The 25,567-nt window shown below is 34.9% G+C and carries 20 protein-coding genes and 6 pseudogenes; 6 read left to right on the top strand and 20 right to left on the bottom strand.

Annotated elements, in window-relative coordinates; genetic code table 11:
- Positions 1-19: 19 nt before the first annotated feature.
- The 7 genes and pseudogenes from ACUN26_RS27730 to ACUN26_RS27700 form a co-directional block, all read right to left on the bottom strand.
- Positions 20-841 (bottom strand): peptidoglycan-N-acetylglucosamine deacetylase, encoded by an 822-nt coding sequence (locus ACUN26_RS27730; protein WP_001246628.1) that lies wholly within the window; start codon positions 839-841, stop codon positions 20-22.
- 473 nt (positions 842-1,314) lie between these two features.
- Entirely contained in the window at positions 1,315-2,436 is a 1,122-nt protein-coding gene (ald, locus tag ACUN26_RS27725; protein ID WP_000583519.1) for an alanine dehydrogenase, read from the bottom strand.
- A 136-nt stretch (positions 2,437-2,572) separates the two neighbouring features.
- Positions 2,573-3,796 carry a PucR family transcriptional regulator gene (locus ACUN26_RS27720; RefSeq protein WP_002040123.1) on the bottom strand — a complete coding sequence of 408 codons (1,224 nt, stop codon included), beginning with the start codon at positions 3,794-3,796 and terminating at the stop codon, positions 2,573-2,575.
- Between the two features lie 501 nt (positions 3,797-4,297).
- A pseudogene (locus tag ACUN26_RS27715) lies at positions 4,298-4,444 on the bottom strand (IS6 family transposase); the annotation flags it as partial.
- A 478-nt stretch (positions 4,445-4,922) separates the two neighbouring features.
- Positions 4,923-6,323, bottom strand: coding sequence for a zinc dependent phospholipase C family protein (locus tag ACUN26_RS27710; RefSeq protein WP_000725198.1), 1,401 nt, complete (start codon positions 6,321-6,323; stop codon positions 4,923-4,925).
- Between the two features lie 439 nt (positions 6,324-6,762).
- Complete coding sequence (locus ACUN26_RS27705) at positions 6,763-7,200, bottom strand: GNAT family N-acetyltransferase (protein ID WP_000617458.1); 438 nt, start codon at positions 7,198-7,200, stop codon at positions 6,763-6,765.
- Between the two features lie 56 nt (positions 7,201-7,256).
- Positions 7,257-7,562, bottom strand: a complete 306-nt coding sequence (locus tag ACUN26_RS27700; protein WP_000836236.1) for a hypothetical protein — start codon at positions 7,560-7,562, stop codon at positions 7,257-7,259.
- A gap of 337 nt (positions 7,563-7,899) precedes the next feature.
- On the opposite strand from ACUN26_RS27700, the pseudogene ACUN26_RS27695 reads away from it, so the two are divergent.
- A pseudogene (locus tag ACUN26_RS27695) lies at positions 7,900-8,083 on the top strand (IS4 family transposase); the annotation flags it as partial.
- A gap of 740 nt (positions 8,084-8,823) precedes the next feature.
- Positions 8,824-9,993, top strand: a complete 1,170-nt coding sequence (locus ACUN26_RS27690) for a serine hydrolase domain-containing protein (RefSeq protein ID WP_000702209.1) — start codon at positions 8,824-8,826, stop codon at positions 9,991-9,993.
- 542 nt (positions 9,994-10,535) lie between these two features.
- Here the strand turns inward: ACUN26_RS27690 and ACUN26_RS27685 are convergent.
- The 3 genes and pseudogenes from ACUN26_RS27685 to ACUN26_RS27675 all read right to left on the bottom strand — a co-directional run bounded on the left by ACUN26_RS27685 (position 10,536) and on the right by ACUN26_RS27675 (position 13,392).
- Entirely contained in the window at positions 10,536-12,620 is a 2,085-nt protein-coding gene (locus ACUN26_RS27685) for a serine hydrolase domain-containing protein (RefSeq protein WP_000694694.1), read from the bottom strand.
- A gap of 94 nt (positions 12,621-12,714) precedes the next feature.
- A pseudogene (locus ACUN26_RS27680) lies at positions 12,715-13,041 on the bottom strand (serine hydrolase domain-containing protein); the annotation flags it as partial.
- Between the two features lie 216 nt (positions 13,042-13,257).
- A complete protein-coding gene (locus ACUN26_RS27675) occupies positions 13,258-13,392 on the bottom strand; it encodes a hypothetical protein (RefSeq protein ID WP_255291721.1) in 135 nt (44 codons plus the stop codon).
- Between the two features lie 300 nt (positions 13,393-13,692).
- Between ACUN26_RS27675 and ACUN26_RS27670 the strand changes: the two genes are divergently transcribed.
- Positions 13,693-13,968: a hypothetical protein gene (locus ACUN26_RS27670; protein WP_001087723.1), complete on the top strand. Its 276-nt coding sequence runs from the start codon at positions 13,693-13,695 to the stop codon at positions 13,966-13,968.
- A gap of 200 nt (positions 13,969-14,168) precedes the next feature.
- On the opposite strand, the gene ACUN26_RS27665 is transcribed toward ACUN26_RS27670, so the two are convergent.
- From ACUN26_RS27665 to ACUN26_RS27650, 4 genes are all read right to left on the bottom strand, one after another.
- On the bottom strand, positions 14,169-14,402 hold the full coding sequence (locus tag ACUN26_RS27665) for a hypothetical protein (RefSeq protein WP_000340041.1): 234 nt from the start codon (positions 14,400-14,402) through the stop codon (positions 14,169-14,171).
- A gap of 296 nt (positions 14,403-14,698) precedes the next feature.
- Complete coding sequence (locus tag ACUN26_RS27660) at positions 14,699-14,845, bottom strand: BC1881 family protein (RefSeq protein WP_000738554.1); 147 nt, start codon at positions 14,843-14,845, stop codon at positions 14,699-14,701.
- Positions 14,846-15,391: 546 nt separating this feature from the next.
- Entirely contained in the window at positions 15,392-15,853 is a 462-nt protein-coding gene (locus ACUN26_RS27655) for a CarD family transcriptional regulator (RefSeq protein WP_000486319.1), read from the bottom strand.
- Positions 15,854-16,069: 216 nt separating this feature from the next.
- Positions 16,070-16,978 (bottom strand): acyl-ACP desaturase, encoded by a 909-nt coding sequence (locus ACUN26_RS27650; RefSeq protein ID WP_000957115.1) that lies wholly within the window; start codon positions 16,976-16,978, stop codon positions 16,070-16,072.
- 435 nt (positions 16,979-17,413) lie between these two features.
- Between ACUN26_RS27650 and ACUN26_RS27645 the strand changes: the two genes are divergently transcribed.
- Positions 17,414-17,722 carry a hypothetical protein gene (locus ACUN26_RS27645; protein WP_000446158.1) on the top strand — a complete coding sequence of 103 codons (309 nt, stop codon included), beginning with the start codon at positions 17,414-17,416 and terminating at the stop codon, positions 17,720-17,722.
- A 283-nt stretch (positions 17,723-18,005) separates the two neighbouring features.
- Here the strand turns inward: ACUN26_RS27645 and ACUN26_RS27640 are convergent.
- Positions 18,006-18,128 (bottom strand): annotated as a pseudogene (locus ACUN26_RS27640) (recombinase family protein); the annotation flags it as partial.
- A 236-nt stretch (positions 18,129-18,364) separates the two neighbouring features.
- Here ACUN26_RS27640 and ACUN26_RS27635 point away from each other — a divergent pair.
- On the top strand, positions 18,365-19,795 hold the full coding sequence (locus tag ACUN26_RS27635; RefSeq protein WP_001055918.1) for an IS4 family transposase: 1,431 nt from the start codon (positions 18,365-18,367) through the stop codon (positions 19,793-19,795).
- A 205-nt stretch (positions 19,796-20,000) separates the two neighbouring features.
- On the opposite strand, the gene ACUN26_RS27630 is transcribed toward ACUN26_RS27635, so the two are convergent.
- The 5 genes and pseudogenes from ACUN26_RS27630 to ACUN26_RS27610 all read right to left on the bottom strand — a co-directional run.
- Complete coding sequence (locus ACUN26_RS27630; protein ID WP_000933780.1) at positions 20,001-21,416, bottom strand: 6-phospho-beta-glucosidase; 1,416 nt, start codon at positions 21,414-21,416, stop codon at positions 20,001-20,003.
- Positions 21,417-21,487: 71 nt separating this feature from the next.
- A complete protein-coding gene (locus tag ACUN26_RS27625; protein WP_000122701.1) occupies positions 21,488-23,323 on the bottom strand; it encodes a beta-glucoside-specific PTS transporter subunit IIABC in 1,836 nt (611 codons plus the stop codon).
- Positions 23,324-23,449: 126 nt separating this feature from the next.
- Complete coding sequence (gene licT, locus ACUN26_RS27620) at positions 23,450-24,298, bottom strand: BglG family transcription antiterminator LicT (protein ID WP_000694490.1); 849 nt, start codon at positions 24,296-24,298, stop codon at positions 23,450-23,452.
- Between the two features lie 144 nt (positions 24,299-24,442).
- Positions 24,443-24,576: pseudogene (locus tag ACUN26_RS27615) on the bottom strand (IS6 family transposase); the annotation flags it as partial.
- Positions 24,570-24,835, bottom strand: a pseudogene (locus tag ACUN26_RS27610) (DUF3238 domain-containing protein); the annotation flags it as partial. The pseudogenes ACUN26_RS27610 and ACUN26_RS27615, both read right to left, overlap by 7 nt.
- Positions 24,836-24,988: 153 nt before the next feature.
- Here ACUN26_RS27610 and ACUN26_RS27605 point away from each other — a divergent pair.
- The gene (locus tag ACUN26_RS27605; protein WP_000019315.1) at positions 24,989-25,462 is read left to right on the top strand and encodes a MarR family winged helix-turn-helix transcriptional regulator; all 474 of its coding nucleotides are present in this window, start codon (positions 24,989-24,991) and stop codon (positions 25,460-25,462) included.
- Positions 25,463-25,567 lie beyond the last annotated feature (105 nt).

Here is a 25,567-nt window from a genome sequence, read left to right as displayed (position 1 = left end):
TTCAATCCCTCCTACAATGTCAAATACGTTTATCGTGCCAAAAATTTACTGGAAAATGTTCCTCTTCATGATACGCTTCAAGTTCATATCCTTTTTCTTTTAATCCTTTTATGATAGCTGGTACAGCAGCAACAGATTGCGGATGAATATCATGCATTAAAATAACTTCTTGTGGTTCTGTTGCACCTGCTAGTACATTTTGAACAATTTGAGCTGAAGCTGAATCAATTGGCATCTTGTTATACTTCCAATCTAAAGAGTCAATTGTCCAATCCCAAACTGTAAAACCAGCTTTTACTGCTTTATTGCGAAGTTCTTCATTTAGTCCTGGCATGGAGCCATATGGTGGACGTGTTAATTTGGGAGATTCCTTCAGAATATTTGCTATTAAATTTTGATCTTCCTTCATTTCATTTACATACTCACCATCGGTATATAATTTCTTAAAGTTATGTGTCATACTGTGCATGCCCACATAATGGCCTTCTTCTTTCTCTCGTTTCACTAAATCCGGAAACTGCTTCACGTTTTCACCAATTAAAAAAAATGTTGCTTCCGCGCCATTTTGTCGTAGGATGTCTAACAACTCAGCTGTATATTTACCAGGTCCATCATCAAAAGTAAGATAAGCAACTTTTCTCTCTTGGCCATTAAAGCGCTTTGGTGCTTCTTTCTTTATTTCATTTTTGGCTTGTTCACTTGCTAATTGCACTGAATTCTCTTGCTTCGTTACGGATCTTGCTGGTGAAGTAAGAGATTGATACATAAAATAGCAAGCTACTACTGCAATAATTGCTATAATTGTAATAGATATACGTTGTATATTAGTAGTATTTCTCATAATAGTAATCCCTTTCGCTGCATATATTAATTTTATTATGTGATTCACATTTGATTTGCTATGACGTTAATAAATAACAAATCAAAGTAATAATTTTTCTCTTTTTAATAGAAGAGATATAAGTTGTTGAGGATATATACAATGTCCAAAGCTACATTGAGGGTGTTTTTCCGCGTTGATACGATTTACAGATAATCCTTTTGAAGTATTTGGAGGAAAAGACGTTTATCCTTCATATAATTTTTAAAACTTCATTAACGGATATGAAAACGATTCCTGATATGTTTATATTAACTATTAAATCGATTAAAGCTTTCTTATAATACAAGAAGATTAGATAATAATTCTATCCAATCTTCTTGAGGGATTCAGATAGTTTAACTATTTTACCGCTAATTTCTTAAATCAAATGACAACAACTTAGCTTCTTTTTTCATCTTATTTAATACATGAAAGGCTCATGTTAATTTGGTTTATTTTTTCGCAAGAGCTTCTTCTATAGAAACACAAGCATAGCCGAGTTCTTTTGCAACCACTTCACATATAACTTCACCGTTCAGCATGTTTACACCGAGTTTTAATGCATTGTTTTCAAAGATTGCTTCTTGCACACCCTTATTGGCGATTTGTAAAGCATATGGAAGTGTTACATTAGTTAAAGCGATGGTGGAAGTTCTTGGAACTGCCCCTGGCATATTCGCAACAGAGTAGTGAAGTACTCCATGCTTTTCGAATGTCGGGTTATCATGCGTTGTAACATGATCGCAAGTTTCCACGGCCCCACCTTGATCAATGGCTACATCCACGATTACAGAACCGGTTTTCATTGCCCTTACCATTTCTTCTGTAACTAGCTTAGGTGCTTTTGCACCAGGAATTAAAACAGCACTAATTAATAAATCTGCTTGTTTTACTGTTTCCGCGATGTTAAACGGGTTGGACATCAATGTTTTGATTTGAGTACCAAAAATGTCATCCAGTTGGCGTAACCTTTCTGCATTCAAGTCAATAATTGTTACATCAGCACCTAGGCCAATTGCCATTTTCGCAGCATTTGTTCCTACAATCCCTCCTCCGAGAATAGCGATTTTCCCACGATTTACACCGGGAACACCTGCCAGAAGAATCCCTTGTCCACCATTTGATTTCTGTAGGAATTGTGCGCCAATTTGCACAGACATTCGTCCAGCTACCTCACTCATTGGTGTAAGAAGAGGAAGTGTATGATTCACTTCTACAGTTTCGTAAGCAATTGCAGTAACGCCATTATCTTTAAGAGCTTGAGCTAAAGCTGGCTCTGCAGCCAAATGCAAGTAAGTGAATAGAATTAACTCAGGACGAAAGTATGTGTATTCACTGGTGAGGGGCTCTTTTACTTTCATAATCATTTCTGATTGTCTCCATACTTCTGCAGCACTTTGAATAATTTCTGCACCCGCATATGCATAATCTACATTTCTAAACCCACTTTCGACACCAGCATTTGTTTCAATCAGTACTTTATGTCCAGCCTTTACAAACGTAAGAACTCCTGCAGGTGTAAGTGCAACACGGTTTTCATTATTTTTAATTTCCTTTGGAACTCCAATAATCATGAAATGATTTCCCCCCTGTACTTATCTTTGTGTAACTTAGTTGTAGTCCAAGTATAGGGTATTAAAAATCTTTTTTCATTGTTGAAAAAAAAGAAAAATGCAGCATCCTTTTGTGGAATTCCACAAAAGGATGCTGCTACAAGAATTTTTTTAGTTTAAGATCCAAGAACATAATCATTTTTTTATTTGGATCTTTTAAATCAATCTCACTGATTTCACAAATACGTTTAAGTCTATAACTTAATGTATTCGGATGAATATTTAAAGATTTTGCTACCTCCCCCACATTGCAGTCTTTGTTCAGAAAGGTTTCCAACGTCTCAACAAGATCACAATTATACTTATGGTCATAATCATACAGCTTTTGTAACGCTTGATTTTCATACTCTTCACATTTTCTTTTCTCAAGGAGAAGGTCAATCAATTGATAAATACCCATATTTTGATATCCGTAGATATTTGCTGTGTCGCAAGGGAATTTTTCCTTTATAGATAAAACAGTTAGAGCCTCTTTATAAGCTTTATCAACTTTTTGATAATCACTATAAACACTACTGAACGCTGGCTTGATAGACTTAATTCCAAATCGTTTTTCCATTTTATGCACAAACATTTCAACGAAATTGTTGATTTCATTGGACGGTCGATTAACACCATCTAATGGAATAAGAAGAATTAATCGATTACGATCTATTGTGCCAAGTAAACCTTCGAAATGTTGGCTTGTTTTTAACAAATAAGAAATCTGTCTTTCTATTTCATTTATAATTGTCTGTTCAAACTGGAATACGATGATAGTAAATACAGATGCAGGAGTAATGTGCAGTCGATGGAAATTTTCAATAATCTCTTCATTTACTTTTATATGATTGGTCAATAATTTCCATAAAAATTCTTGTGATTGTTCGCCCTTTATATTTTTACGAGCTTGAATCTGTATTAATTTACTTTTTATGGCCTCCGCAGCTTTTTTCAGCAAGGTGCAATTTTCCTCAGTTAAGGGATGTTCGTCTTCCATAGCCCAGATGAACCCCAAAACTTCCTCTTTGTTCCAAATAGAGATAGCAACCCTGTTACTGAGACCAACACCATCTATCTTCTTTATACGAATAGGTTCACGTTTTTTCAAAAGTTCAGGAATAATGCCTTCTTTCCACAAACTATTAATTACTTTTTCAGGTACACGTCTTCCCATAATAGTTGCAACTCTCGCGGAGTCTATTCTTTCGTCATGAGTACTATATGCCAGAAGTCGATGATTCACATCTTCAATTGTAACTGGGCATTGTAGAATCTCACTAATTGTGTCCGCAAACTCTTCTAAACTGTTAAAGTTGATTTTAGAGAAATCATTTTTCATATATGTCAAAACTCATCCATCCTATTTTAAATATAGTTTTTATCGTTTTCCGACAGAAGACTCCTTCCTCAAAAATGTGAAGGTGTGAAACACCAATTTTAGGTGGGAGATGAATGTCGGTTGGCATAGGCCAACATGTTTGCTATCATTTACTTGTACAGATTGCTCTTTGAAAACTGAAGATATGAGGTTGGTTGCAGAAAAACGTTGCAACCGTAAAATCTTCAACGTTCTATCGCCCACACTTGCTGAAGTTGCGAAAACCAAGCTAAAGTAGGGAGTGTGGTGAGTCAACGTACAAGATACTTATGTTCTCACCGTAGGGACTACGGGTAGAGCCTGCTAAGATAACCGGTGGATAATTGGTGTTCGCAGGAATCTCCCACTTCAAACAGTCCGTTAGGACGTTAAGTGGTGAGTAGTTCAACTACTGTAAAATGTAAAAAAGTATTCATTGTGTAAATTAACAAACCTATAACACTTTTTATTAATAGTAAGGAATCACTGTAACTCACTACACGTTGAAAAACCAAAGTTTAGTCGCAAACTTCGGTTTCGTTTATATAGAGCATGAAGCGTTTCAATTCCTTTAATCGTAAGAGAAGTATGACCCCGATTTTGAAAGTCTGTGGATTTCAAAAAACTTCGCTATTTTCGAAGTTAAATATCTAATATACGTCCATATTTATTGATTGTACGATATAGATAACACCATTTTTTTGAACTTTATATAGTTTTTTCATCTAGCTTCTAGGATAGATGAAGGCTTTTCATATTCTTCTTCCATAATGGTCATACCAATTACAACTTTATTAAAACATTAAATTCCCAATGCGTAAACAGTAGATTTTTGTCGAATGTATTCAGTGATTTAATTATTATTTCATCAAATATGGGTTTTTGATGAAATAAGGGAATTATGGATACCTTTTTAGAAGATATTGCATATGTTTGGTTATATATAATATTTATCTTTGAATTGATTAAGATGGCTTCCTGCCATCCCTTTTCCGAAGCCAACTCATCTCCCGCCTACTCTCTTCGCGTTCCTTGAGAAAGGAGCCTTCTTGGTTAAAATGATAAAAAACACTCGTTCTGATTAAGGACGAGTGCTTTTCTTTTTAGGTTATCTAACAGGGATAAACTTCCATGAGCTAGGTTTTTGTTTTTTTTCACCTAGTACAATCCAATTTTTCTTTGCATTTATATTCTCATAATTTAATGGATAGTCATCTGTAAAAATATTATATTCTGTAGGATTGTCCAGGTTAATTTTAATTTTAAAATCAGCTAAACTATCAGATTTTTGAGCAAGGTGAATCCAACTAGAATAATTAGACCAATTTAAATATTGGAATTGGTCGTAATTTGAGTGCTTCATGCGAAGATATATACTCTCCCCGTGGTGTAGCTTTGCATCATTTTCTTTGTAGAATTCAAATTCCATAGGTGTACCAGATAAACCATTGTTTTCTTTATTTGCAAGTGTGACATAATCGTAACGATTTGCCATATACCATTCAAATGTTAGACCTTGATAAGGAGATTCACTTGGTACGATATAATAGTTTCTCCCTGCTTCTATGACGTTTCCTTCTATATCATAGATTAATGCAGTCTCTATACTTGGAGATTTTACATTTTCAGTAAAAGTTTTAAACCACAGATTTAAGAAACCTGCTGTATTGCGCTGAGCTTCTCCTAAGCTTCGCTGCACAGCTGGGGTAACCATTTCTTGCCACAATTGTGCCTTACCACTATTATAATACTTAAATGTTTTATCATTAGTAATATTTTGGATTTCAGGTTTAGCTACTCGGGCTGCATAATCAATCCATTCTTCAGGTGTGGATAGAGAATTGTTATAATTCCCTCCAGTATTGACTGCAAATTGATTTTGAATGGTTGTAACATAATTTTCAAAGTAGCTATGATATTTTATAGCTCTCGTATCAATTGCAGTAAAATTTGCTGCATGCATAGGTTGGGTAGCATCTGTAAAGTAGTGCGTGGCTACTCCTAAGTAATAGAAAGCTTTTTCATAGTCCTTATTTCGTAAGTGTTCTCCAGATTCATAAAAGTATTTCTTACCTTGTGTAAGAGCCGTTGGATTTGTTTCTCCTCTATAATTTTCTTTAGTATCAGGATCATAAAAATGAGATTTCCATCCGCCTTTAAAAACGCCGCCTATTCCTGTTCCACCATCATTAAACTCTGCATTATAATCTGCATCATATAATCCTTTAGAAAATAGATCTTTATATTGTGGATAATTTAAAAAGTCCACAGCCTGCTTATTTGCTTCAATATTAGATTCTGTTTTCATAATTTCAATAGCTTGTTTTGCAATCCATAAATGTGTACTTTTATCAGAATGATACGGAGCTTCTGCAGACCATCTTGCAGTAATAGGATCATTCTCATTTAAATCAATTTGATCGAGATGAGCATAACTACTTTGAGGACATGCTCCTAAAATAGTTAAAGTCACTCCAGCTATACATAGTGTTGATACGATTTTTTTCATTTTTTATTCCTTCCTAAATATAAAGATTCTTATGCGGATATTCATCTTAACAACGACAGTTAAATAGCTCTAATAAAAGAGCGATTAGCAAAGGCTAACTGCTTAATTTCTCTCTTAAAGGAATACCATCATACATCGATTAAATTAAAAATTTTAAATTAACCCTAAACAATAATTTTCCTTCTCTACCTCTAGTTATATATAAAAGCGCGTCTTATTTAAACATGTTTTTTTATGTAATTTTACATATCCAAAAATAGGGAATTAAATAACCTTCCATTTATTATATTAATGAAAGACCATTGTCTTTAGACAATTGAAATTATGATGTTTTAAGTTAATAATCTATATCCATTAACTTACGAATTTTCACTACCTCTAAGTACAAAAAACGTTATTCTTTCTAAACACTCTAAGCAAAAGCATCTATAAATAAAATTTAATTAATTGGTATATACTTCTTGAAACCCTTACTTATGGTTCCATTGTATCCATTTTTAGTGAAGAATTTATGTGCTTTTATTCTAGTTGCACTACTTAATAAGATAATTCTTGTGGAACCCCTTGCAATTGATATCTGTTCTACATGTTTCAATAACTTTTCCCCTATCCCATTACCTCGAAAATCTTCATTTACAATTACATACTCTAAAACAGTATACGGTCTAAATTGGTATCCAGGATCAAGACAAAACGTCATAAATATACTCCCTTTGACGTTACCACTTTCCTCATAGACAAACAAAAAATTATTAGAATCATTCCTTATCTGCTCAATTCTTTCTGGTAAAACCTTAATATTTTTGCTATGTGGTGCTAATTTTTTATATAGATTTTCAATTACATTACTGTCCTTTGGTTCAGCTTCACGAATCATATAACTACCTACCTTTGCATTTAATATATAATGATAAAGACAGAGATCGATTATGACTATAACTCTATATAGGCTTTTTCCCCACCTGGAATCTTAATTTTTTTTACATTATATTCTTTAATTATATATACCTTTATCGCTTCAAAATCTATATCAAAAGTAAGAATTGGATTTCTAAAAAAATATATTACTTCTTCCCCATCATAAATTCGGGCTTTTATTGTTTCTTTGTCCGAGTGAAACGATAAATTGACTCCTTTGTAAAAATATTCGTAGTATCCCTCTTCGTCCTGCTCACTTTTATCTTCAAAAGGAACACATTCAATATGATATATATTCCCATTTACATTTATTGATTTCATACAACATTACCCCACTTCCAATAATATCTATAAAAATTAGCATCCATATTTAGCAAAGTAATTTTTGAAATTATAACATTTTCCAATGTGTCTATGAATTTTATTTGCTAATAAATTCATAGACACATTATTTATTCATTTTCAAATTTCTCTTATCAATTTCACGATATAACGCTGAACGACTCAGCTGCCTACCCTTTTTTCTGAAGAGAAAAAGTTTCCTTATACAATTGTATATACTATTCAAGCTCCTCTTTTGTTAAAGCTTCTTCAGCTAAGTATATAAAATCTGTCTTCTGTTGATATGTCTTTTTAGAAAATCCCCACTCTTTACTCCCATTTTCTTCTTCTATTCCAAACTATACAAAAAAAACACCCAAGAGCCATCAAAGGTGTTAAATCGCCTGTTCAATCTCCTACAGCAAAACTGGCGGAAATCCCATAGATATGAGAAAAAAACGGTCTTTGATATATTAAGTGCCGTTTACAATTGTACCTTATCTGATAATCAAGCCGCTTAATTCAAAAAAGTGAAACCCATTAGGGTTTATTTCGTATGCAAATCTTTAAATTCCCTACATGTATCCTCTAGAAAAAAAGAAATAACCTCTACTATAAGTGACGTTGTATGAGCTTAGCTTGATAGCGATGTGGCGAGACCCCACATCCATCAACTTAAGAAAAGTAAACACCCCAAAAACAAAAAATGAGCTGACTTCTCAAAATAACTAACTATAGAGAAAGAAAAATTTCATTTAGTGGGTACTTCAAAACCTTAGCTTGATTGCGATGGAGGCACCATATCAAAAAAAGAAAATTGTGCGTTTAGACATATTTTTCAACCGCTTCCTGTACGTTAAGGGACTCGTTATTTTTTTACAGTTTTTTATTATGAAATTCTAATTAACTAATTATAATAGGTGAAAAAAACGATCAATAGTTGGGGTACGGAAAGGATTCGAATTTACATTCTTTCTCAATACATATCATGGATAAATAAAGTAAAATATGGGTTGGGGCTATGTCTCATGTTGTGTTAATCCTAACAATAACTAAGGGTACATAATATGCTTTCATACCTTTGAATAATTTTTTTATAGAAGGGATGGAGATTTAACTGGCTCAAATTGTTGGTATTGATAGATACCTTTGTACTGGGGCTTTAATCTATATGCGTGAGGGCCTTTCCCTAAGTCTTTTCAGGAAGTAAGGATCAGTAAGCAAACACTTATACAATATGAATAGAGGAGAGGAATGCCTTATGAAAATACGTATTCAAATTACATGTGCAAGTCTGGCCCTTTTAATAGCTGGAAGTTCCCTGTTATATACAACACCAACCTCAATTGTAAAAGCAGAGCCTACTCAAAATGTATCTAGTTCGTTACAAACAAATACTCAACGAGATCGTACTTCCGTCAAGCAAGCAATGCGGGATACATTGCAACTTGGATACCCGGGGATACTTGCTAAAACTTCTGAGGGTGGAAAAACGTGGGGGTATGCCGCTGGAATAGCGGATCTGAGAACCAAGAAACCAATGAAAACAGATTTTCGCTTTCGCATTGGGAGTGTGACGAAGACGTTCACCGCAACAGTTGTACTTCAATTAGTTGGAGAGAATCGCCTGAAGCTAGACGACCACATCGAAGACTGGTTGCCTGGTGTCATTCAAGGAAATGGATATGATGGTAACAAGATTACTATCCAGGAGATATTGAACCATACAAGTGGTATCGCTGAATACTCAAGGTCAAAAGACGTTGATTTTACGGATACAAAAAAATCGTATACGGCTGAAGAGTTAGTGAAGATGGGGATTTCTTTTCCCCCAGACTTTGCTCCAGGAAAGGGCTGGTCTTATTCAAACACAGGATACGTATTACTGGGTATCCTTATTGAAAAAGTAACTGGAAACAGCTATGCGGAAGAGGTTGAAAATCGAATTATTGAACCACTTGAATTGTCGAATACATTCCTACCAGGCAACTCAAGTGTTATTCCAGGCACTAACCATGCCCGTGGATATGTCCAACCAGACGGAGCAAGTGAGCTAAAAGACGTTACTTATTATAACCCAAGTGCAGGTAGCTCTGCTGGAGATATGATTTCTACTGCTGACGACTTAAACAAATTCTTCTCTTACTTGCTCGGAGGCAAATTACTGAAAGAACAGCAACTAAAACAAATGCTTACTACAGTTCCTACAGGAAAAGAAGGAATCGATGGATATGGTCTTGGAATCTATGAAACTAAGCTTCCAAGCGGTGTCTCGATATGGGGACACACAGGTGGCATTCTAGGGTTTACTACTCTTGTTGGAGGTAAACTTGGAGGCAAGCATACGTTGGTCGTCAATTGGAATAGTTTGGGTAGAACTGACAGTCCTAATCCTTTTAAAAAAATTTTACTTGCTGAATTTAGCAAGTAGGAAAAAAGGAAAAATTTATCGTAGTTTTCATAGTTAAAAATATACTTTTCTGTTTCAAAAGCCCCAACTTATTTTCAAGAAAAATTTGGGGCTTTTTTTGTTTTGGTGGCGTTTATTCTTCTTAAGTTGATGGGCATGGGGTTATTTCAAAATCTTAGGTTGATGGGTATGTGGTAGGGCCCTGTATTTGGCTCTTTTTCTACACCTAGATATTCTAGTGTTCGTTCTAACATAAGTGCAGCCTGTTGATGTGTGAGTGTGCCATGTTGGTTAAACTTAGTAGCCAAAACACCTCGGATAATTCCTGCATCGTATAGGGCTTGTACATCATAATGCCGGCTGCGAACGTATTTACACCGAGAAGATGAGTGGGGCAAAAGATGATTGCCCAGAACTGGTATGCTAGCTGTTCTTGCAGAGTTTGAGCGTGATATTATTCGTGGAAAGCCTCTTCGTAAAGATCAGACGTAAATACAAACAAAACCAGCAAAACACCTCCTCTGTGTCGTACTGGTTTTGTTGAAGTCCATCTAGAATTGTAGCTAGTTCAACGTAATTGCAAATTCTGAGTTCGGTGCCCCAGCAAATACAACCGTTCCGTTCTTCGGCAATTTCACTTCGTTATTGCCGCTCACAACGGTAAAATTAACACATACTCCCTTCTCATCATACACCACAAACGAACCCTTCGATGGCAACGTCACAGTCATCATTTTCCCGGCTGCCGCTTTCGGGATCGTAAACCATTTCGCATGCCCATTTGCTTGCAGCGTAACTTTGGATGATTGGCCTGCATCAAGCGGTTTTACGCTGGATCCACTTACATATAATAATCCGGCCATCTCCATATATTCTCTGCCGCCTTCTGTATAGAAATGAGTTTCAGTCGTATCACGGCCATTCATCACGGGAATCTGGAGCTGATGCGCCGCGGTGTTCGGACCTGTAATTTTTCTGCCGTCCCAATAGCCCGCCAGGCCTTCCTTGCGAGTAATTTGTGTGGTAATAAGTTTCGGTTGAACGAGATATTCAATAGAACTAAATTTCTCGTTCACGAGATAGAATTTGACGCCTTCCCGCTTCGCCCATGCGGCAGCGGTTTTCTTCGATAGCACGTTGTCTTCTAGTTTCTCGGCTAAATAGTGAGTCATCACATTTTGCCCTAAGCCTGGCGTCAATTTATATGTGCTCTCCTTCAAATAAGTTCTTCCATTCTTCTCAGTAACGAAGCTGAGCTTGGAAGTACCCTTCTCATTAATAAAGCTTCCATTCGCAGTATATACATATTTTTCTTCTCGATTAGATGGTAAGAACAGTTCTCCATTCTTCGTAATTTCTATTTTGAAATGACTGTCGCTATTGCCGTAAAAGCCCGCTTTCTTCGCCACCTCTTGAGGCATCTTGGCCTTGACCGGCTTGCCAAAGGATTTGTTTGGCTTGATGTCCTTAATTGTGCCCTTCTCTTTAAGCGCGGCGAGCAGTAATTCAGTTGCCAGTAGTTGATTTGTAGAGCTTTGCCCGCCGGATGACAACACAGCCACTGCCATCTTCTGTTCCGGAAGCACGACCAGTATAGCATGTTGCAGTGACGTGTCGCCGCCCTTAGCCAAGCCTTTTATCCCATATTCACTGAATGGGTATAGTTTGACACTATCCCAGCCAAGACCATAGTTAAAAATATTATCTCCATCCCCCGGCCACATTCCTTTTTTATATTCCTCTTGCTCCATCGCCTTGACTGCCTTATCAGAGAGGATCCCTTTTCCCTGTCCCATAAATAATTGTGAAAATCGTACCATATCTTCTGCCGTGGAAGAGATTCCTCCCGAACCAATCACATTCACCGATTCAATGGGAAGTTGTCCTTGGTACGCCGGAAAATAAAGTTCAGCCCGCTTTTCGCCTTCCCATTTGTCCTGCGGCGTTTTCGTATGATTCAGCTTTAAGGGTTCTGTAAACCGTTGATGTAGAAATTCTGTAAAGCTCGTACCGCTGACTCTTTCCACCAAAATCTCAGCCAGCGTAAAGCCGTCGTTGCAGTAAACCGAGAGCGCGCCAGGATCCGCCTTCAAGCTCTGGTTGGACAATTGCCGCAACAAGACATCATGGGCATAGGTATCATTATCGTTAAATAAAAATGCATTACTTAACGTGGAACCTTGCAAGCCGGAGGAGTGGTTTAACAGCATACGTGGCGTAATGCGTTTGTACCGCTCATCTTTCATCTTGAAATCAGGAACATAGTGGACGACAGGAACATCCAAATCGACTTTTCCTTCGTCGACCAATTTCATTACAGCCGTTGCTGCATACATTTTACTGACTGAACCAATCCCGTATAGAGTATCTTTAGTCAGCGACTGTTTCCTTTTCATATCGTTCTTGTCTGTCTGACCCGACAAAATAAGTTTGCCATTATCAATCATCGCATACTGCACGCTAGTCGTCCCATGGGACTCCGTAAGTAGGGCAGCCTTATCTGCCGCAATCTTCTCCAGTTCTTCGCTAGCAACTTCTTGGTTAGCTACAACCGGAGTCTTACTGCTAGAAGACGCCATCGCGCCTGTTGGTAGGGTCATCGTTAGCGCAAATGTAGCGGCTAATACCCCAGATAGTTTAATTTTCATGAGAGAATTGCCTCCTTAGATAAGTGATCGATTTCATCACTTATTTGTTTAACTATAAAAAACATGACAAAATCTATCCGTTTTTCCTCTTTGCCTACTTGCTAAATTCAGCAAGTAAATTATTTTTATAAAAATCAGGACTGTCAGCTTTACCCAAGCTGTTCAAATTGACGGCTAACGTTTGCTTACCTCCAAGTGTGCCTCCAGCAACAGTAAGAAATCCTGGAATGGCGCCTCCGTGTCCCCATATTGAGACACCGTTTGGAAGCTTAATTTCATAGATTGCAAGACTCTATCCATCGATTCCTTTTCTTCCTGCAGGAACTGTAGTAAGCATTTGTTTTAGTTGCTGTTCCTTCAGTCATTTGCCACTGAATAAGTAAGAGAAGAATTCGTTTAAGTCGTCAGCAGTAGAAATCATATATCTGTTCCGCCTTTCATACTTATTTATATTTTGATCATACACAATGAAAATCTCTTTTTCCTTACCTATTCCTTACAAATCCCTTACGTTTAAAATAGCTTCTATAATAGGGGTCACCATACATGCCCATAAACTTAAGAGATTTTAATACTCCTAAGTACTAAAAAACGTTATTCTTTCTAAACAAGCTAGATTAGAAAGAATAACGTTTTCTTATGTATCTCTCGATTCAAGATGAACTACAACCTCTAAACCTTTTGAACGAAACTTTTTTACAACTTTATCTAAGTCCATTTTTAAATCCTGACGACTCCCAGATCTAACTATTTCAATTTCTATATTTTTCACAGTAACACCTCCTAAACAAAATGGTAAAAATTTATTGCGTTCACTATCACTTTGTTCTTCTTTACAATACATTTAATCTATTAAGATTTAAAAATTATACAACAAAAGAGTGACTCGGTTTAGAATCGCTCTTTTCACCTACCTCTTAACTTCATCCTATTTATAATTGAGTTCTTCACCAAAATCACTTGTGACAATCCCTTTGACCGATGAACGTTGCAAGTAAGAACGGTCCATTCTATCATATTTTCTATTCAAATATGATAGAATAAAAATATATGCAAAACGGAGGGAAAACAAATGAACTCAAACACAAAACAGTTTATTTATGATATCCAACAAAGAAAGAACAATTATATAGAAAATGTATTAATAGCAATACAACATCCTAAAAAAGAGCAATCTGAACAGGTCATTCAAAATATAGTAGAGAAGATGGATATGATGATTAGTCTAGTTACTACGTACATGCGGATTGAATCTGGATCTACGGAAGAATTAAAAGAACTTCAGAAAGAAATTATCCATGCTCAAGCATATATCCAAAAAAGAAAATTTGAAGAAACACAGAGATAAAACCCTGTGTTTTTATTTGGACGTCTATGAAACCAATTTGTTATAAATCAAATTAGATGTAATTTAATCATTGTTTTGGCATAATCCATACAATTTGTTGAATTCGTACAATATACTGTTACTTTTGTTAGTTAATAGGTGATGCTATAGGAATATTTCGAATATACATTTAGGTTATTCTTTTCAAGATATGTGTCATTTTAAATACGCCCTTTGTTAGCATACTGCTCATACTTTTTTTGAGATTCTTTCGTAATACGTGCGTTAAGTAAAATTGCTAACAATAAAAACACTCCATATTTTCCTCCTGTAGCTCCTATGATAATCACACTACTACAAACAAGTACAATTAATAGGATAAACGAAACTAAATAAATACAATTATAATTGTTTGACATCTTCTCGTATTTTATGCGTTCTTTCCTTGCATCCATCTAAATTCCTCCTTTAAATTATCCGTTTCACCATAAGATAAATCCCGCTCTTAAAAAGAAAACAATCTATCGTTTCAAATACTTAGTTTGTTTTTGATCAACTAATGTATATAAAATAAAAAGAAATTCTACCAATATTAAGCTTTCCACTATGATAATCCCGACCCTCTCCTTCCTTTTACCTCATCACATCAGATGGAATATACGAATATCCTATTATTAGTCGTAGCAAACAAAAAGGATCTGCCCTTCTCGTAAAGGCTGATCCTTCTCTTCGTTCATTCAGCTATTTTTAGCTATTCTTGATTAATTAGAATCACAGCTGGTCCATCTACACGAATTCCACCAACTTCGATTTTTTCATAAGGCTCAACTGTAATAGAAATAATCCCTTCTCGCTTCCTTAATTCATTACTTAATTCTTTTGTTAACATTTTTTTCATGTGTGCACTCCTTCTTACTGCTTCATTTACTATTGTTATGTAAATAAGATTAAAAATGGTTTCCTGGTCTGGAAACCATTTTTTGTAGTTGACCATATGGTGTTACCAGTTCGTTTATCAATTTTACGTAAAGAAGATAAACAATTACTATTCACTGTCTCAGTAGATGTAAGCAACTCTTAAAGATAGCGATGAGATTGATTGTTTTTTCTTCTAGAAATAATGACTTAGATAGTATATTACCTAAAACAATGAAAGCCCTACCTCTCTTTCATCCTTACGGCTCCTTGTCCGTGCCAGTGTGAATCAGGATTGCAAAAATCAAGTGACTATTTAATCGAGTTATTTAATGAAACTTCGAACGTTCGTAAAAGAAATTTAAAAATAAAAATGGATTAGATTGAAGTGATAACAAAAGAGGTTCCTACTCTAAAAGTGAGTTGAAGAAGTTGAATGTCTTTGAAATAATTTACTTTTAATAACCATCATATACCCAGAAAATTCAGGATATTTCTGGGGGATGTCATACATTATTTATAATAAATCTCAACAGAAACTTTTTATTTGTTTTTCAGTGATTCCTTTAATTAATTCTAGCTCACTGACCAAAAATTTATATGCATCATCCAACAATTTTTTTTCGCTTGTATTCAGTGCTTTTTCCTTCTTCATACGGATTAAATCACGTATAACTTCAGCACCTTTTTGTATTTCACCCGTTTTTATTTTATCCGTGTTTACTTTATGCCTTTGTTTCCACGGCAGTAATTCATCTGACTCTCCATGCTGAAAAATTTGTATAATGTGCGTTAATGCAAGTATATCAATAACTGGGCGTATATTCGAACTCAATATTTTACCCGTAGGAATCATGACTTGCATATTACTAATTGACATTTTTATTACATAATACAATTGCTTTTTCCCTGAGAGCTCTTTTTCTTCTATGGCTTCAATTATACCTGCTCCGTGCATTGGATAAACAATGTTATCGCCAATTTGAAACATATAATCCACCTCCATATGTGGTAACCTTCTCAAGCTTAACACATATGTTATTTTTTATCAAATATTTCATAATATCATAAAATCATTTTTATCGTCAATAACTTTTTTAACGAAAATTAAATTAAGTAAAAAACACCCCCAAAACAATAGGGATTGTGTCAGATTTCCCATAAAGGTAAGGGAATTTCCCCACTTATATTCTTAAATCCATACTCATTAACGTAGATCAGTTTTCCCTTGAAACCGGCCAAATCGATCCCGTATTTTTTTCAATCTTATATGGTACTCCAAAATCTCAATTCTTGCTTTTTCTGCTAGAGGGGCAATTGGTCGTAAGTCTTTTAACCCCCAATACTCAACCACTACATCAAGTACTTGATCAAAATATTGTAGTGGTCCATAGTTTGCTTCTTTTGCAATCACAGCCATTCTATTTTCAAAATCAGGCATGACGGCACCTGGCATTTTAAAATTCTTAATCACATTGGCAATATGGTAGCAATAATTAGGTTCTAATTCCAAATGTGTTCGAATGACGTCTCGATAAAACGCATAATGAAGAGTCTCATCTTTGGCGAGACGGCGTAATAATGTAGCAAGATCTGGATCATGCTTACTTGCAACCTTAGCTACATTATTGTAAAACACCATCGTTGCAAGTTCTTGTAGCGTCGTATACGTCATGGCTTCGATTGGTGTATGAAAATCTGGCTCAAATCCACCCTCAACGACTGACTTTCTTAATTCATGTATTCGTTTAGGGTTCACACTTCGAGTGAGTAGTAAATATGTCTCCAATGAATTCGAATGTTGATCCTCTTCTGAAGTCCATGTGTGAATAAAGTCTGTAATAACAGAAAGGGAACCTTTAAAAGTCGCAGATAAATACGTTGTAAACCATGGTAAATTCACTTCTGTTAATAAAGCTGTTTCAATGGCTGTAATTATACCAGATGGAAGAGTAACTTGACTTTCATCCCAAGGAACTCTTTTAAAGTCCATTCCCTTATCCCATGGTAAAAACTCATGATAACCCCAGTCTATCTTCTGTGCTCTTATTTTATGTTGTTCATACAGTTCTTTTAAACGTGGTTCTAATCGTAAATCTAAATCATTTGTTAGCATATAAGTGCCCCCTTTTCTTATCATATAAATAGTCATTCTATATTTACTCTTGAAATTTTCTACAAATAAATATTACGTTCCTTTTTTAAAGTCAAACATAATAAATTTGTAACAAAATTCTTTAAGAGCGCTATTTTTTTATATAATTTTTTCATATAAAAAGGGATACTGAGGATAACATTCATGGATGAAGATACTCGTCATGTTTTAAATCTTGGTGAGTGTAAAAAGGTGCAAGCCTATAAAGAATCGTTTTATAATAAAGATTGATAGTATTTTATACACACTATCAACTTATTTAGATGTAAAATCCATTTAGCGCTTGAAAAACAAATACAGTTGATGAGATAGCCTTAAACGACAATTCCCAACAAGATTAATATACATTGGCTAAGTTAGACCGAATTTATCACACAAAGGAAAGAGGCGATAAACATGGAGTCAACGGAAGCGCATATGAAGGAAAAACAACGCAGAGAAAAAATAGAAATAATATTCAGCCATATGGTAAAAGGAGAAGGTTATTTTCACGGTTCTTCTTATAAATGGAAAAACATTGTATATCAAAATTATAATAGAATACAACAAAAAGAGTTGGAAATCGAACAAATTATTTCAGAAATGGAAAAAGAAGGGGTCAGTTTTGCGCAGCATCGTTCACTCATACACTATCCCGTCATTGATTTTGTAAAATATATAGCTAAGATTTATAAGGAGCCCCTCAAATACAATAATCATATTTAAAATAAACCTTTATAAAAGGTTTATTTTAAGAGATTTTTAACTATACCCAAAAAAATATAATATTCTTTTTATTCGCAATCCTATTTATTTTTGTTATAATATCAACTATAACGTATTATATTCGTTTGTATATCTTCATATTTTGGGAATTTTATTGCACAAAAAGACAACTCTTAATTGGAGTTGTCTTTTATTTTTTTCGATATACATAATACTATTCTGATGCAAAAAATCAAAGATTCTTACAAGTATAGAAAAAGTAGGATTTTTCATAGCAGAGATGCTACTTTATTTCTTTATATTCCTTCATTATTTTATAAACCGTGTTTTTCTTTAGCTCCAACATTTGCATAAACATGATAGCTGTTATTCCTTCACTTTTCCATATAGAATAAGTTTCTTCTATATGGGGTTACACCCCATTGCTATCAAGCTAATATTTTAAAGCATCCCTAAAACAAAAAAATTGTACATTTTCATCTCGAGATGTCAATTTTCTCGTTTTGGGGGTATTTGCTTTTCTTAGGTTGATGGGCATGTGGTGCTACCCCACATCCATCAACTTAAGGATTTAGACTATTTTTGAAGCTAAAAGCACGTTACTATTCTCTTATGTTAATGAGAAAGGGTGACGTGCTTTTTATGAATATGCACCAAAAACAAGAGTTATCTTTATTTGCTGAAGAGTTATATCGATATATGTCTCCCGCTACACTTAATCAACTAGCTATAGAAGCAGGCGGGATGAAACGAAAACGCAAGTGCCACGGGCACCATTTCTTATCTTTGTGTGTATGGTTAAATCAACAAATCGCTACTACCTCTCTTACTCAACTTTGTAGTCAATTAGAAACTTCAACAGGAATTTTATTAAGTCCGGAGGGACTTAATCGACGATTTAATTCGGCTTCTGTAGCCTTCTTTCGAACTGTATTTACTACACTTCTACAAGCTAAAATTGGAGGAGTATCTAAGATTTCTAATTCTCTTTCTGCTTATTTTGAGCGGATTCTCGTTCTTGATTCTACAACCTTCCAAGTTCCAGATCGATTCGCAACTACTTATCCTGGTGCCGGAGGATGTAGTCATAAAGCTGGTGTGAAAATTCAACTAGAGTATGATTTGTTGAGTGGAGAATTTTCTGATGTGGAAATTGAACCAGGAAAACGAAGTGATCAGGCATATAGTGCGACTCGAACAGACATGGCACAAAAGAATGAACTATATATTCGTGATTTAGGATATTTTCGTTTACAAGACTTTAAGTCTATTCAGGATAAGCAAGGATATTATTTATCACGTCTTAAGTTACCAACTAAAATATATAGAAAAGAATTCGAAACAGTGGTATTTAAAACAAAACCTGCTCAATTGAGACCGGTATATATACAGATTCATTTGGAAGACATCATGAAACAATTACAACCTGGCCAAGTGTATGAATTACATGATGTATATGTAGGGAGTAAAGACAAACTTCCTACTCGAATTGTAGTTTATAGATGTACCGAGGAGCAAAAACAGAAACGTCTACGTGATCGAGCTATTCGCGAAAAGAAAAAAGGAATTACATATACAGAGCGTACAAAACTTTTACAAGGTATTACGGTATATATGACAAACATTCCTACGGAATGGGTACCAAAAGAGAAAATTTATGATCTATATTCACTGCGTTGGCAAATTGAGCTGTTATTTAAAATATGGAAATCTTGGTTTCAAATTCATCGTTGTAAATCTATTAAACAAGAACGATTAGAATGTCACCTTTATGGGCAACTCATTAGTATTCTATTATGTTCTTCTACTATGTTTAAAATGCGAGAACTCCTGTTACGTAAGAAACAGAAAGAGCTAAGTGAATATAAAGCGATGTACATAATTAAGGATTATTTTTTACTTTTTCATCAAGCATTACACAAAAACACCCAAGAGCTATCAAAGGTTCTCCTTCGTCTGTTTAACCTCCTACAGCACAACGGACGAAAATCTCATCGATACGAGAAAAAGACAGTCTTTGATATTTTGGGTGTTATTTATGAGTATACCACTTCTACTCATCAGGTAGCATAGTAAAAAAATTAAAACCCGTCAGGGTTTATTTGATATGCCTACTTTTATAAAATCTATAAAAGATAATAAAAAACTATATGGAAAGACCGCATTTTGTATAAAAATATACCTTAAGTTGATGGATGTGTGGTAGGACCCCTAAAGATACAAAATATAAAAGGATGATCGTAATCAATCTTTAATTACGACCATCCTTTATACATTCTTAATTTAAATCTTCACCATTAGAAGCAATGACTTGCTTGTACCAATTGAAACTTTTCTTTTTGTAACGTTTTAATGTTCCATTACCTCCGTTATCCTTATCTACATAGATAAAGCCGTAACGTTTTTTCATTTCAGCAGTAGAAGCACTTACAAGGTCAATAGGCCCCCATGTAGTATAACCGATTAAGTCCACACCATCAGCGATAGCTTCCTTTATTTCAGCAATATGATCACGGAAATAGCTAATACGGTAATCATCATTTACAGACTCATTTTCTAAAATATCAACAGCACCAAAACCATTTTCAACGATAAATAAAGGGATTTGGTAACGGTCGTATAACGTATTTAAAGCAATTCGAAGGCCTTTCGGATCGATTTCCCATCCCCATTCAGATGCTTCTAAGTATGGGTTTTCTACGCCTCCTAATTGTAAGTTACCATCAGAAGCCTTATGTTCTTCAGGAGTTGCAGAGGCCGTACCGCTGTTATAATAACTGAAGCCTAAATAGTCTACTTTATGAGTACGAAGAATTTCTTCATCACTAGGCTCCACTTTAATTGTAATATTATGTTCAGCAAAGTAGCGCTCCGTATAGGAAGGATAGTATCCACGTACTTGTACATCTGTGAAAAACACTGTTTCACGATCTAACATCATGGCTGTCCACACATCTTCTGGATTACAAGAATAAGGATAAGTTGGAGCATAGGCAAGCATACAACCAATTTTGCTATCTGGAATAAGCTCATGACCTGCTTTTACTGCCAGAGCACTGGCAACAAATTGGTGATGAGCCGCTTGATATTGTGTGTGTTTTACATTTTCTCCTTCCTCAAACTCAAGTCCACCGCCAGTAAATGGGGCATGGATAACAAAATTAATTTCATTAAATGTCATCCAATATTTTACTTGATCTTTGTAGCGAGTAAAAAGAGTTCTAGCAAAGCGCTCATAAAATTCTATAAGTTTACGGTTTTTCCAACCACCATAATTTTTCACTAAAGCGAGTGGCATTTCATAGTGAGAAATGGTAACAATAGGCTGAATGTTGTATTTTGCCAATTCAGAAAATATGTCATCGTAAAATTTTAAACCTTCCTCATTTGGTTCTAATTCGTCACCATTTGGGAAAATACGAGTCCATGCAATACTCATACGGAAGCATTTAAAGCCCATTTCAGCAAACAAGGCGATATCTTCTTTATAGTTGTGATAAAAATCAATTGCAGTGTGGTAAGGATAATAGCCTTCCATTGAATAATCTTGCGGGCTAAAAACACCATGTGGTAATACGTCTGCTGTAGAAAGGCCTTTTCCTTTTTCTTGGTATGCACCTTCTATTTGGTTTGCTGCCGTTGCACCACCCCATAAAAAGTCTTTTGGAAACGGTTTTGAGAAGTTATTCAACATTATGTGTCCCTCCAAAATATGTTCAACCAATTGGGAATAAGTATAGTTTATCCCCAATCAGCTAGATGTTATTAAAATATTAGAGTTAGTAAATCTTCATTTTTAGTAATTTGTTCTTTATTTGTTTCAATGATATCCGTATATTGTGCAGTATTTGTAATAATTACAGGTGTTGTTACAAGGTAGCCAGCCTCTTTAATCTTTTCTATATCAAAGTCGATTAAATGTTGTCCTTTTCTTACTTTGTCACCCGTTTTCACATGTGCATTGAAATATTTTCCTTCTAATTGAACCGTATCAATGCCAATATGAATAAGAATTTCTGCTCCATCATCTGATGTAATACCAACAGCATGTCCAGTAGGGAAGATCGTTGTAATGACACCGTTTACTGGTGAATGGACTTCACCAACAGTTGGCTCAATCGCAATCCCTTTTCCCATTGCCTCAGATGCAAATACAGCATCTTTTACTTGGTTTAAAGGAGTAATGGTTCCTGTTAAAGGACTTACAATTCCTTCTTTTTTTACAACCGTTGCACCAGCTTCTTTAGATGTTTCTTTATTTTGTAGTTCCTCTTTATTCTCGTAACCTAAGAAATATGTTAAGGCTGCTGCTCCCCCTACTGTCATGATAATCATTAAGAAGTATGGAAGCCATGGTGTTGTTGTACCACTTAGTGTAAATATAGAATGAAGGGCAAAGGCATTGTTTTCAGCTTTAAATGCCCCAATGAAAGCACCACCAATCGCTCCGACAATAACAACATATTTTAATGTACGTTTATGAGTTGCAATTAATCCGTATAGAATTGGTTCTGTTACACCTGCAAGTATCCCTGTTAATGCTGTTGAACCAGCAAGAGATTTTGTTTCTTTATTTTTTGTCTTTAAAAAGATACCTAGTGCGATACCCGTTTGAGCGAATGTACTTGCAGCCCACATTGGGTCGATTGGGTCTCCACCGTTCATTAAGTTTTCGATACTCATTGGAACAAGAGCCCAATGTAATCCAAACATAATAAGGAAAACCATGGTACCACCAACAACAGCCCCAGTTAATAGTCCGCTATGTTCACTTAAGAAATTAATTCCTGTAGCAACCATTTTACCTACATAGGTTCCAAAAGGACCGAATGCGATAGCAGCTAATGGTACGATAATCATTAATGAAAGCATTGGTACTAAAAACATTTGTAAATCTTTGTATATAACTTTTTTCAAGAATTTCTCTAACTGAGCGTAAATAAGTACCGATATAAATGATGGTACGATTTGAGAAGAATAGTCTATCAAGATAACTGGTATTCCTAGGAATGAGCTTGTATCTCCATTAGCTAATAAAGCTGTAAAGTTTGGTTCTAATAGAGCAGCTCCGATAATACCACCCATGTATGGGTTAGCTCCTAATTTCGTAGCTAAAGTAAAACCTATCATAATAGGTAAGAAGTATAGAATAGCATTACCAGCGGCAGATAAAATAGCATACGTACCACTTTTATCCGATAACAAATCAAACATGACTAATACGCCTAAAAGAGCCTTCAGCATACCTGCTCCGGCAAGCGGTGCTAGTAATGGAGTAAACGTACCAGAAATTAATTCAAATATTTTTCCAGAAAGCGATGTTTTTTCTTCAGATGTTTCATTAGCATCTTTTGAGAAGTTACCAATTTTATTAATTTCTTTAAATACATCAGAAACATGGCTACCAATTACTACTTGTTGTTGGCCACCAGTTTGAACAACACTAATAACACCTTTTACATTTTCTAATACTTCTTTATTTACTTTGTTGCTGTCTTTTACTTTAAAGCGTAAGCGTGTAGCACAATGTTCTAAACTATTGACGTTATTCTCTCCACCAATATGTTGGAGAATTTCTTTAGCTAAGCTTGTATAGCTCATTTATAGCACTCCTTTAATTTTATTTTTATAAAAAAACCTGAGTTGATTTTTCTTATTCGAAATAATGAACTCGAATAAGAAAAATCAACCCAGGTTTTGCCTGCCGAACAGTCACAATCCTGTGGTTCAATTATTATGTTTTTCTCGTGATGTAATACGGTTAATGTGAAGCATTAAATAAAGCATTTCATCTTTGTTTGGTTTTTTACCATAAGTAGACTCAATATAAGCTTTTACCTTTTGGGTACATTGATAAGCTTCAGGATATTTTGCCTTTACTTGTTCATATAATTCTTTCTCACCTTCAATAGCAGATTGATTATGAGTCAATCTATAGGCAAAATATCTTAAATGAGTAACAAAGCGACTATAATTAATTGAATTTTCATCTAGCTCTAAACCGTAATGATATTTAACGATAGTAAGAACATCATTTACCATTTTCGTCATATTCATCGTGTCTTCCATATCATTTTGGTTTTGTTGAGCATTAATGAGGTGAAGAGCAATCGAACCAGCTTCATCTTCAGGTAGCTTATAACCAGTTTTCCTTTCAATGATTTGTAATGCGTGTAAGGCAACTTCATATTCATTGCGATAGAATTTCTTTACTTCCCAAAGTAACGCGTTTTTGAGTATGAAACCTTGTTGAAAGCGAGAAATTGAAAAACTAATATGATCGGTTAAGGTAAGATAAATATTATCACCAATTTTTCCAGATAACTTTGATTTAGCGTAGGTGATAATTTCATCCGATAAATCCAAATGTTCGGATGGAATTTCGTTAATAAGATGGGCTAATTTATCTGTTAAACCTTTTGCTTCTAAAACAAATGTTTTATCAACTTGGGAAGGATCAATATCTTCGCCCGATTTTTTTTGGAAAGCAATACCTTTACCCATGACAATCATTTCTGTATTATTATCATTTTCTACTAAGACTACGTTATTGTTTAATACTTTTTTGATTTTCATATATCATCACCTACTTATTAGCCTAAATAAAAAACCTAAATTCATACCAAAAATACAGCATAATTGTATTCTTGGTATGAATTTAGGTTTTGCCTGCCGAACAGTCACAATCCTATGTGAAAAGTATTCAATTACTGTTTATCATTAACCACTTAGATTATAACTATGTTTGATAACGTTTTCAAGAGGTTTTTTAACCATATGCATAGCTTCGATACTACTTAGTATATAGGTGCTGTTCGAAATGATTTCAATCTCAACATGGAACGGGCCCTTTTTTATACTCGATATAACCATCTGGATTTGTAATTTTCACAGTTACGATACAAGCATTTGCATGTGAAAAAATTTCTTTTTATAAAAATCAATAATCACTTCTTGCTCTAATCTTGACCGCATTGTGTTTACAGCATATGGTGTAAATTCACGTGCATCACCAGTATATTCAAAAAGGTTTCCTGTTGTAGGATCTTTAATATGTTCTAACCAAGCATACGGGGCAAACACACTTCCTCTAATTTTCACGATGTCGGCCATGAGAAACCTCCATAATTTATTAATTTTTGTTTCGTTGGATCCCTTATTTCTCTTATAACTAATTATAGTAAATTTGATTGACTATATGCCATATAGTACAATAGAAATCAGATGAAGTCAATCGTATTGACTTCATTTAAGGAGGTTTTATGTATGAGTCATCCAGTATTTAGCGAATTGGACCTTACGTCACTTTTGTCATTATCCTTTAGCGCATCAATCAATGAACTACATGACAAATTGAGTGAATTGGGATTTGGAGATATTAGACCTATACACGGTTTTATGTTTAAATGCATCACTCCTAATGGAGCGACAGGTATAGAACTAGCCGAATATTTAGGAATTACAAAGCAAGCTGTGAGTAAAATGGTGGATTATCTTGAGAAAAGTGGTTATGTAATGCGCAAAGCTCATCCAACTGATAAGAGAGGGAAAATTATTGTTTTGACCGAAAAAGGTTGGCTAGTAGTGCAAGCAAAAGAGAAGATACTAACTGAAATTGAACAACGTTGGATTGAAAACATAGGCGATGAAAGAATGCAAATGCTCAAGGAAGATTTAACAAAGTTAGTTTATGAAGCAAATGAGGGTAAAACATCATCGAGGTTAAGACCTGTCTGGTAAATAATGAGTTTATAAAAGGGGCCTAACCGTGCACCCATCAAGTTAAGATATCATAATACCCCCATCTTTACATCTTGATCGTTTTTATCGTTTTGGGGCATTTGC

It is taken from the genome of Bacillus sp. WC2503, assembly GCF_052682895.1.
This window is presented reverse-complemented; position numbering and strand designations above follow the sequence as displayed.

Coding starts and splice junctions, on each gene's coding strand:
- ACUN26_RS27685 (WP_000694694.1), bottom strand. CDS start 12,620: ATGAAAATTAAACTATCTGGGGTATTAGCCGCTACATTTGCGCTAACG.
- ACUN26_RS27630 (WP_000933780.1), bottom strand. CDS start 21,416: ATGTTGAATAACTTCTCAAAACCGTTTCCAAAAGACTTTTTATGGGGT.
- ACUN26_RS27605 (WP_000019315.1), top strand. CDS start 24,989: ATGAGTCATCCAGTATTTAGCGAATTGGACCTTACGTCACTTTTGTCA.
- ald (WP_000583519.1), bottom strand. CDS start 2,436: ATGATTATTGGAGTTCCAAAGGAAATTAAAAATAATGAAAACCGTGTT.
- ACUN26_RS27700 (WP_000836236.1), bottom strand. CDS start 7,562: ATGAAATCAATAAATGTAAATGGGAATATATATCATATTGAATGTGTT.
- ACUN26_RS27730 (WP_001246628.1), bottom strand. CDS start 841: ATGAGAAATACTACTAATATACAACGTATATCTATTACAATTATAGCA.
- ACUN26_RS27670 (WP_001087723.1), top strand. CDS start 13,693: ATGAACTCAAACACAAAACAGTTTATTTATGATATCCAACAAAGAAAG.
- licT (WP_000694490.1), bottom strand. CDS start 24,298: ATGAAAATCAAAAAAGTATTAAACAATAACGTAGTCTTAGTAGAAAAT.
- ACUN26_RS27665 (WP_000340041.1), bottom strand. CDS start 14,402: ATGGATGCAAGGAAAGAACGCATAAAATACGAGAAGATGTCAAACAAT.
- ACUN26_RS27645 (WP_000446158.1), top strand. CDS start 17,414: ATGGAGTCAACGGAAGCGCATATGAAGGAAAAACAACGCAGAGAAAAA.
- ACUN26_RS27705 (WP_000617458.1), bottom strand. CDS start 7,200: ATGATTCGTGAAGCTGAACCAAAGGACAGTAATGTAATTGAAAATCTA.
- ACUN26_RS27635 (WP_001055918.1), top strand. CDS start 18,365: ATGAATATGCACCAAAAACAAGAGTTATCTTTATTTGCTGAAGAGTTA.
- ACUN26_RS27660 (WP_000738554.1), bottom strand. CDS start 14,845: ATGAAAAAAATGTTAACAAAAGAATTAAGTAATGAATTAAGGAAGCGA.
- ACUN26_RS27710 (WP_000725198.1), bottom strand. CDS start 6,323: ATGAAAAAAATCGTATCAACACTATGTATAGCTGGAGTGACTTTAACT.
- ACUN26_RS27720 (WP_002040123.1), bottom strand. CDS start 3,796: ATGAAAAATGATTTCTCTAAAATCAACTTTAACAGTTTAGAAGAGTTT.
- ACUN26_RS27650 (WP_000957115.1), bottom strand. CDS start 16,978: ATGCTAACAAATGATTTAGATTTACGATTAGAACCACGTTTAAAAGAA.
- ACUN26_RS27625 (WP_000122701.1), bottom strand. CDS start 23,323: ATGAGCTATACAAGCTTAGCTAAAGAAATTCTCCAACATATTGGTGGA.
- ACUN26_RS27690 (WP_000702209.1), top strand. CDS start 8,824: ATGAAAATACGTATTCAAATTACATGTGCAAGTCTGGCCCTTTTAATA.
- ACUN26_RS27655 (WP_000486319.1), bottom strand. CDS start 15,853: ATGTTTCAAATTGGCGATAACATTGTTTATCCAATGCACGGAGCAGGT.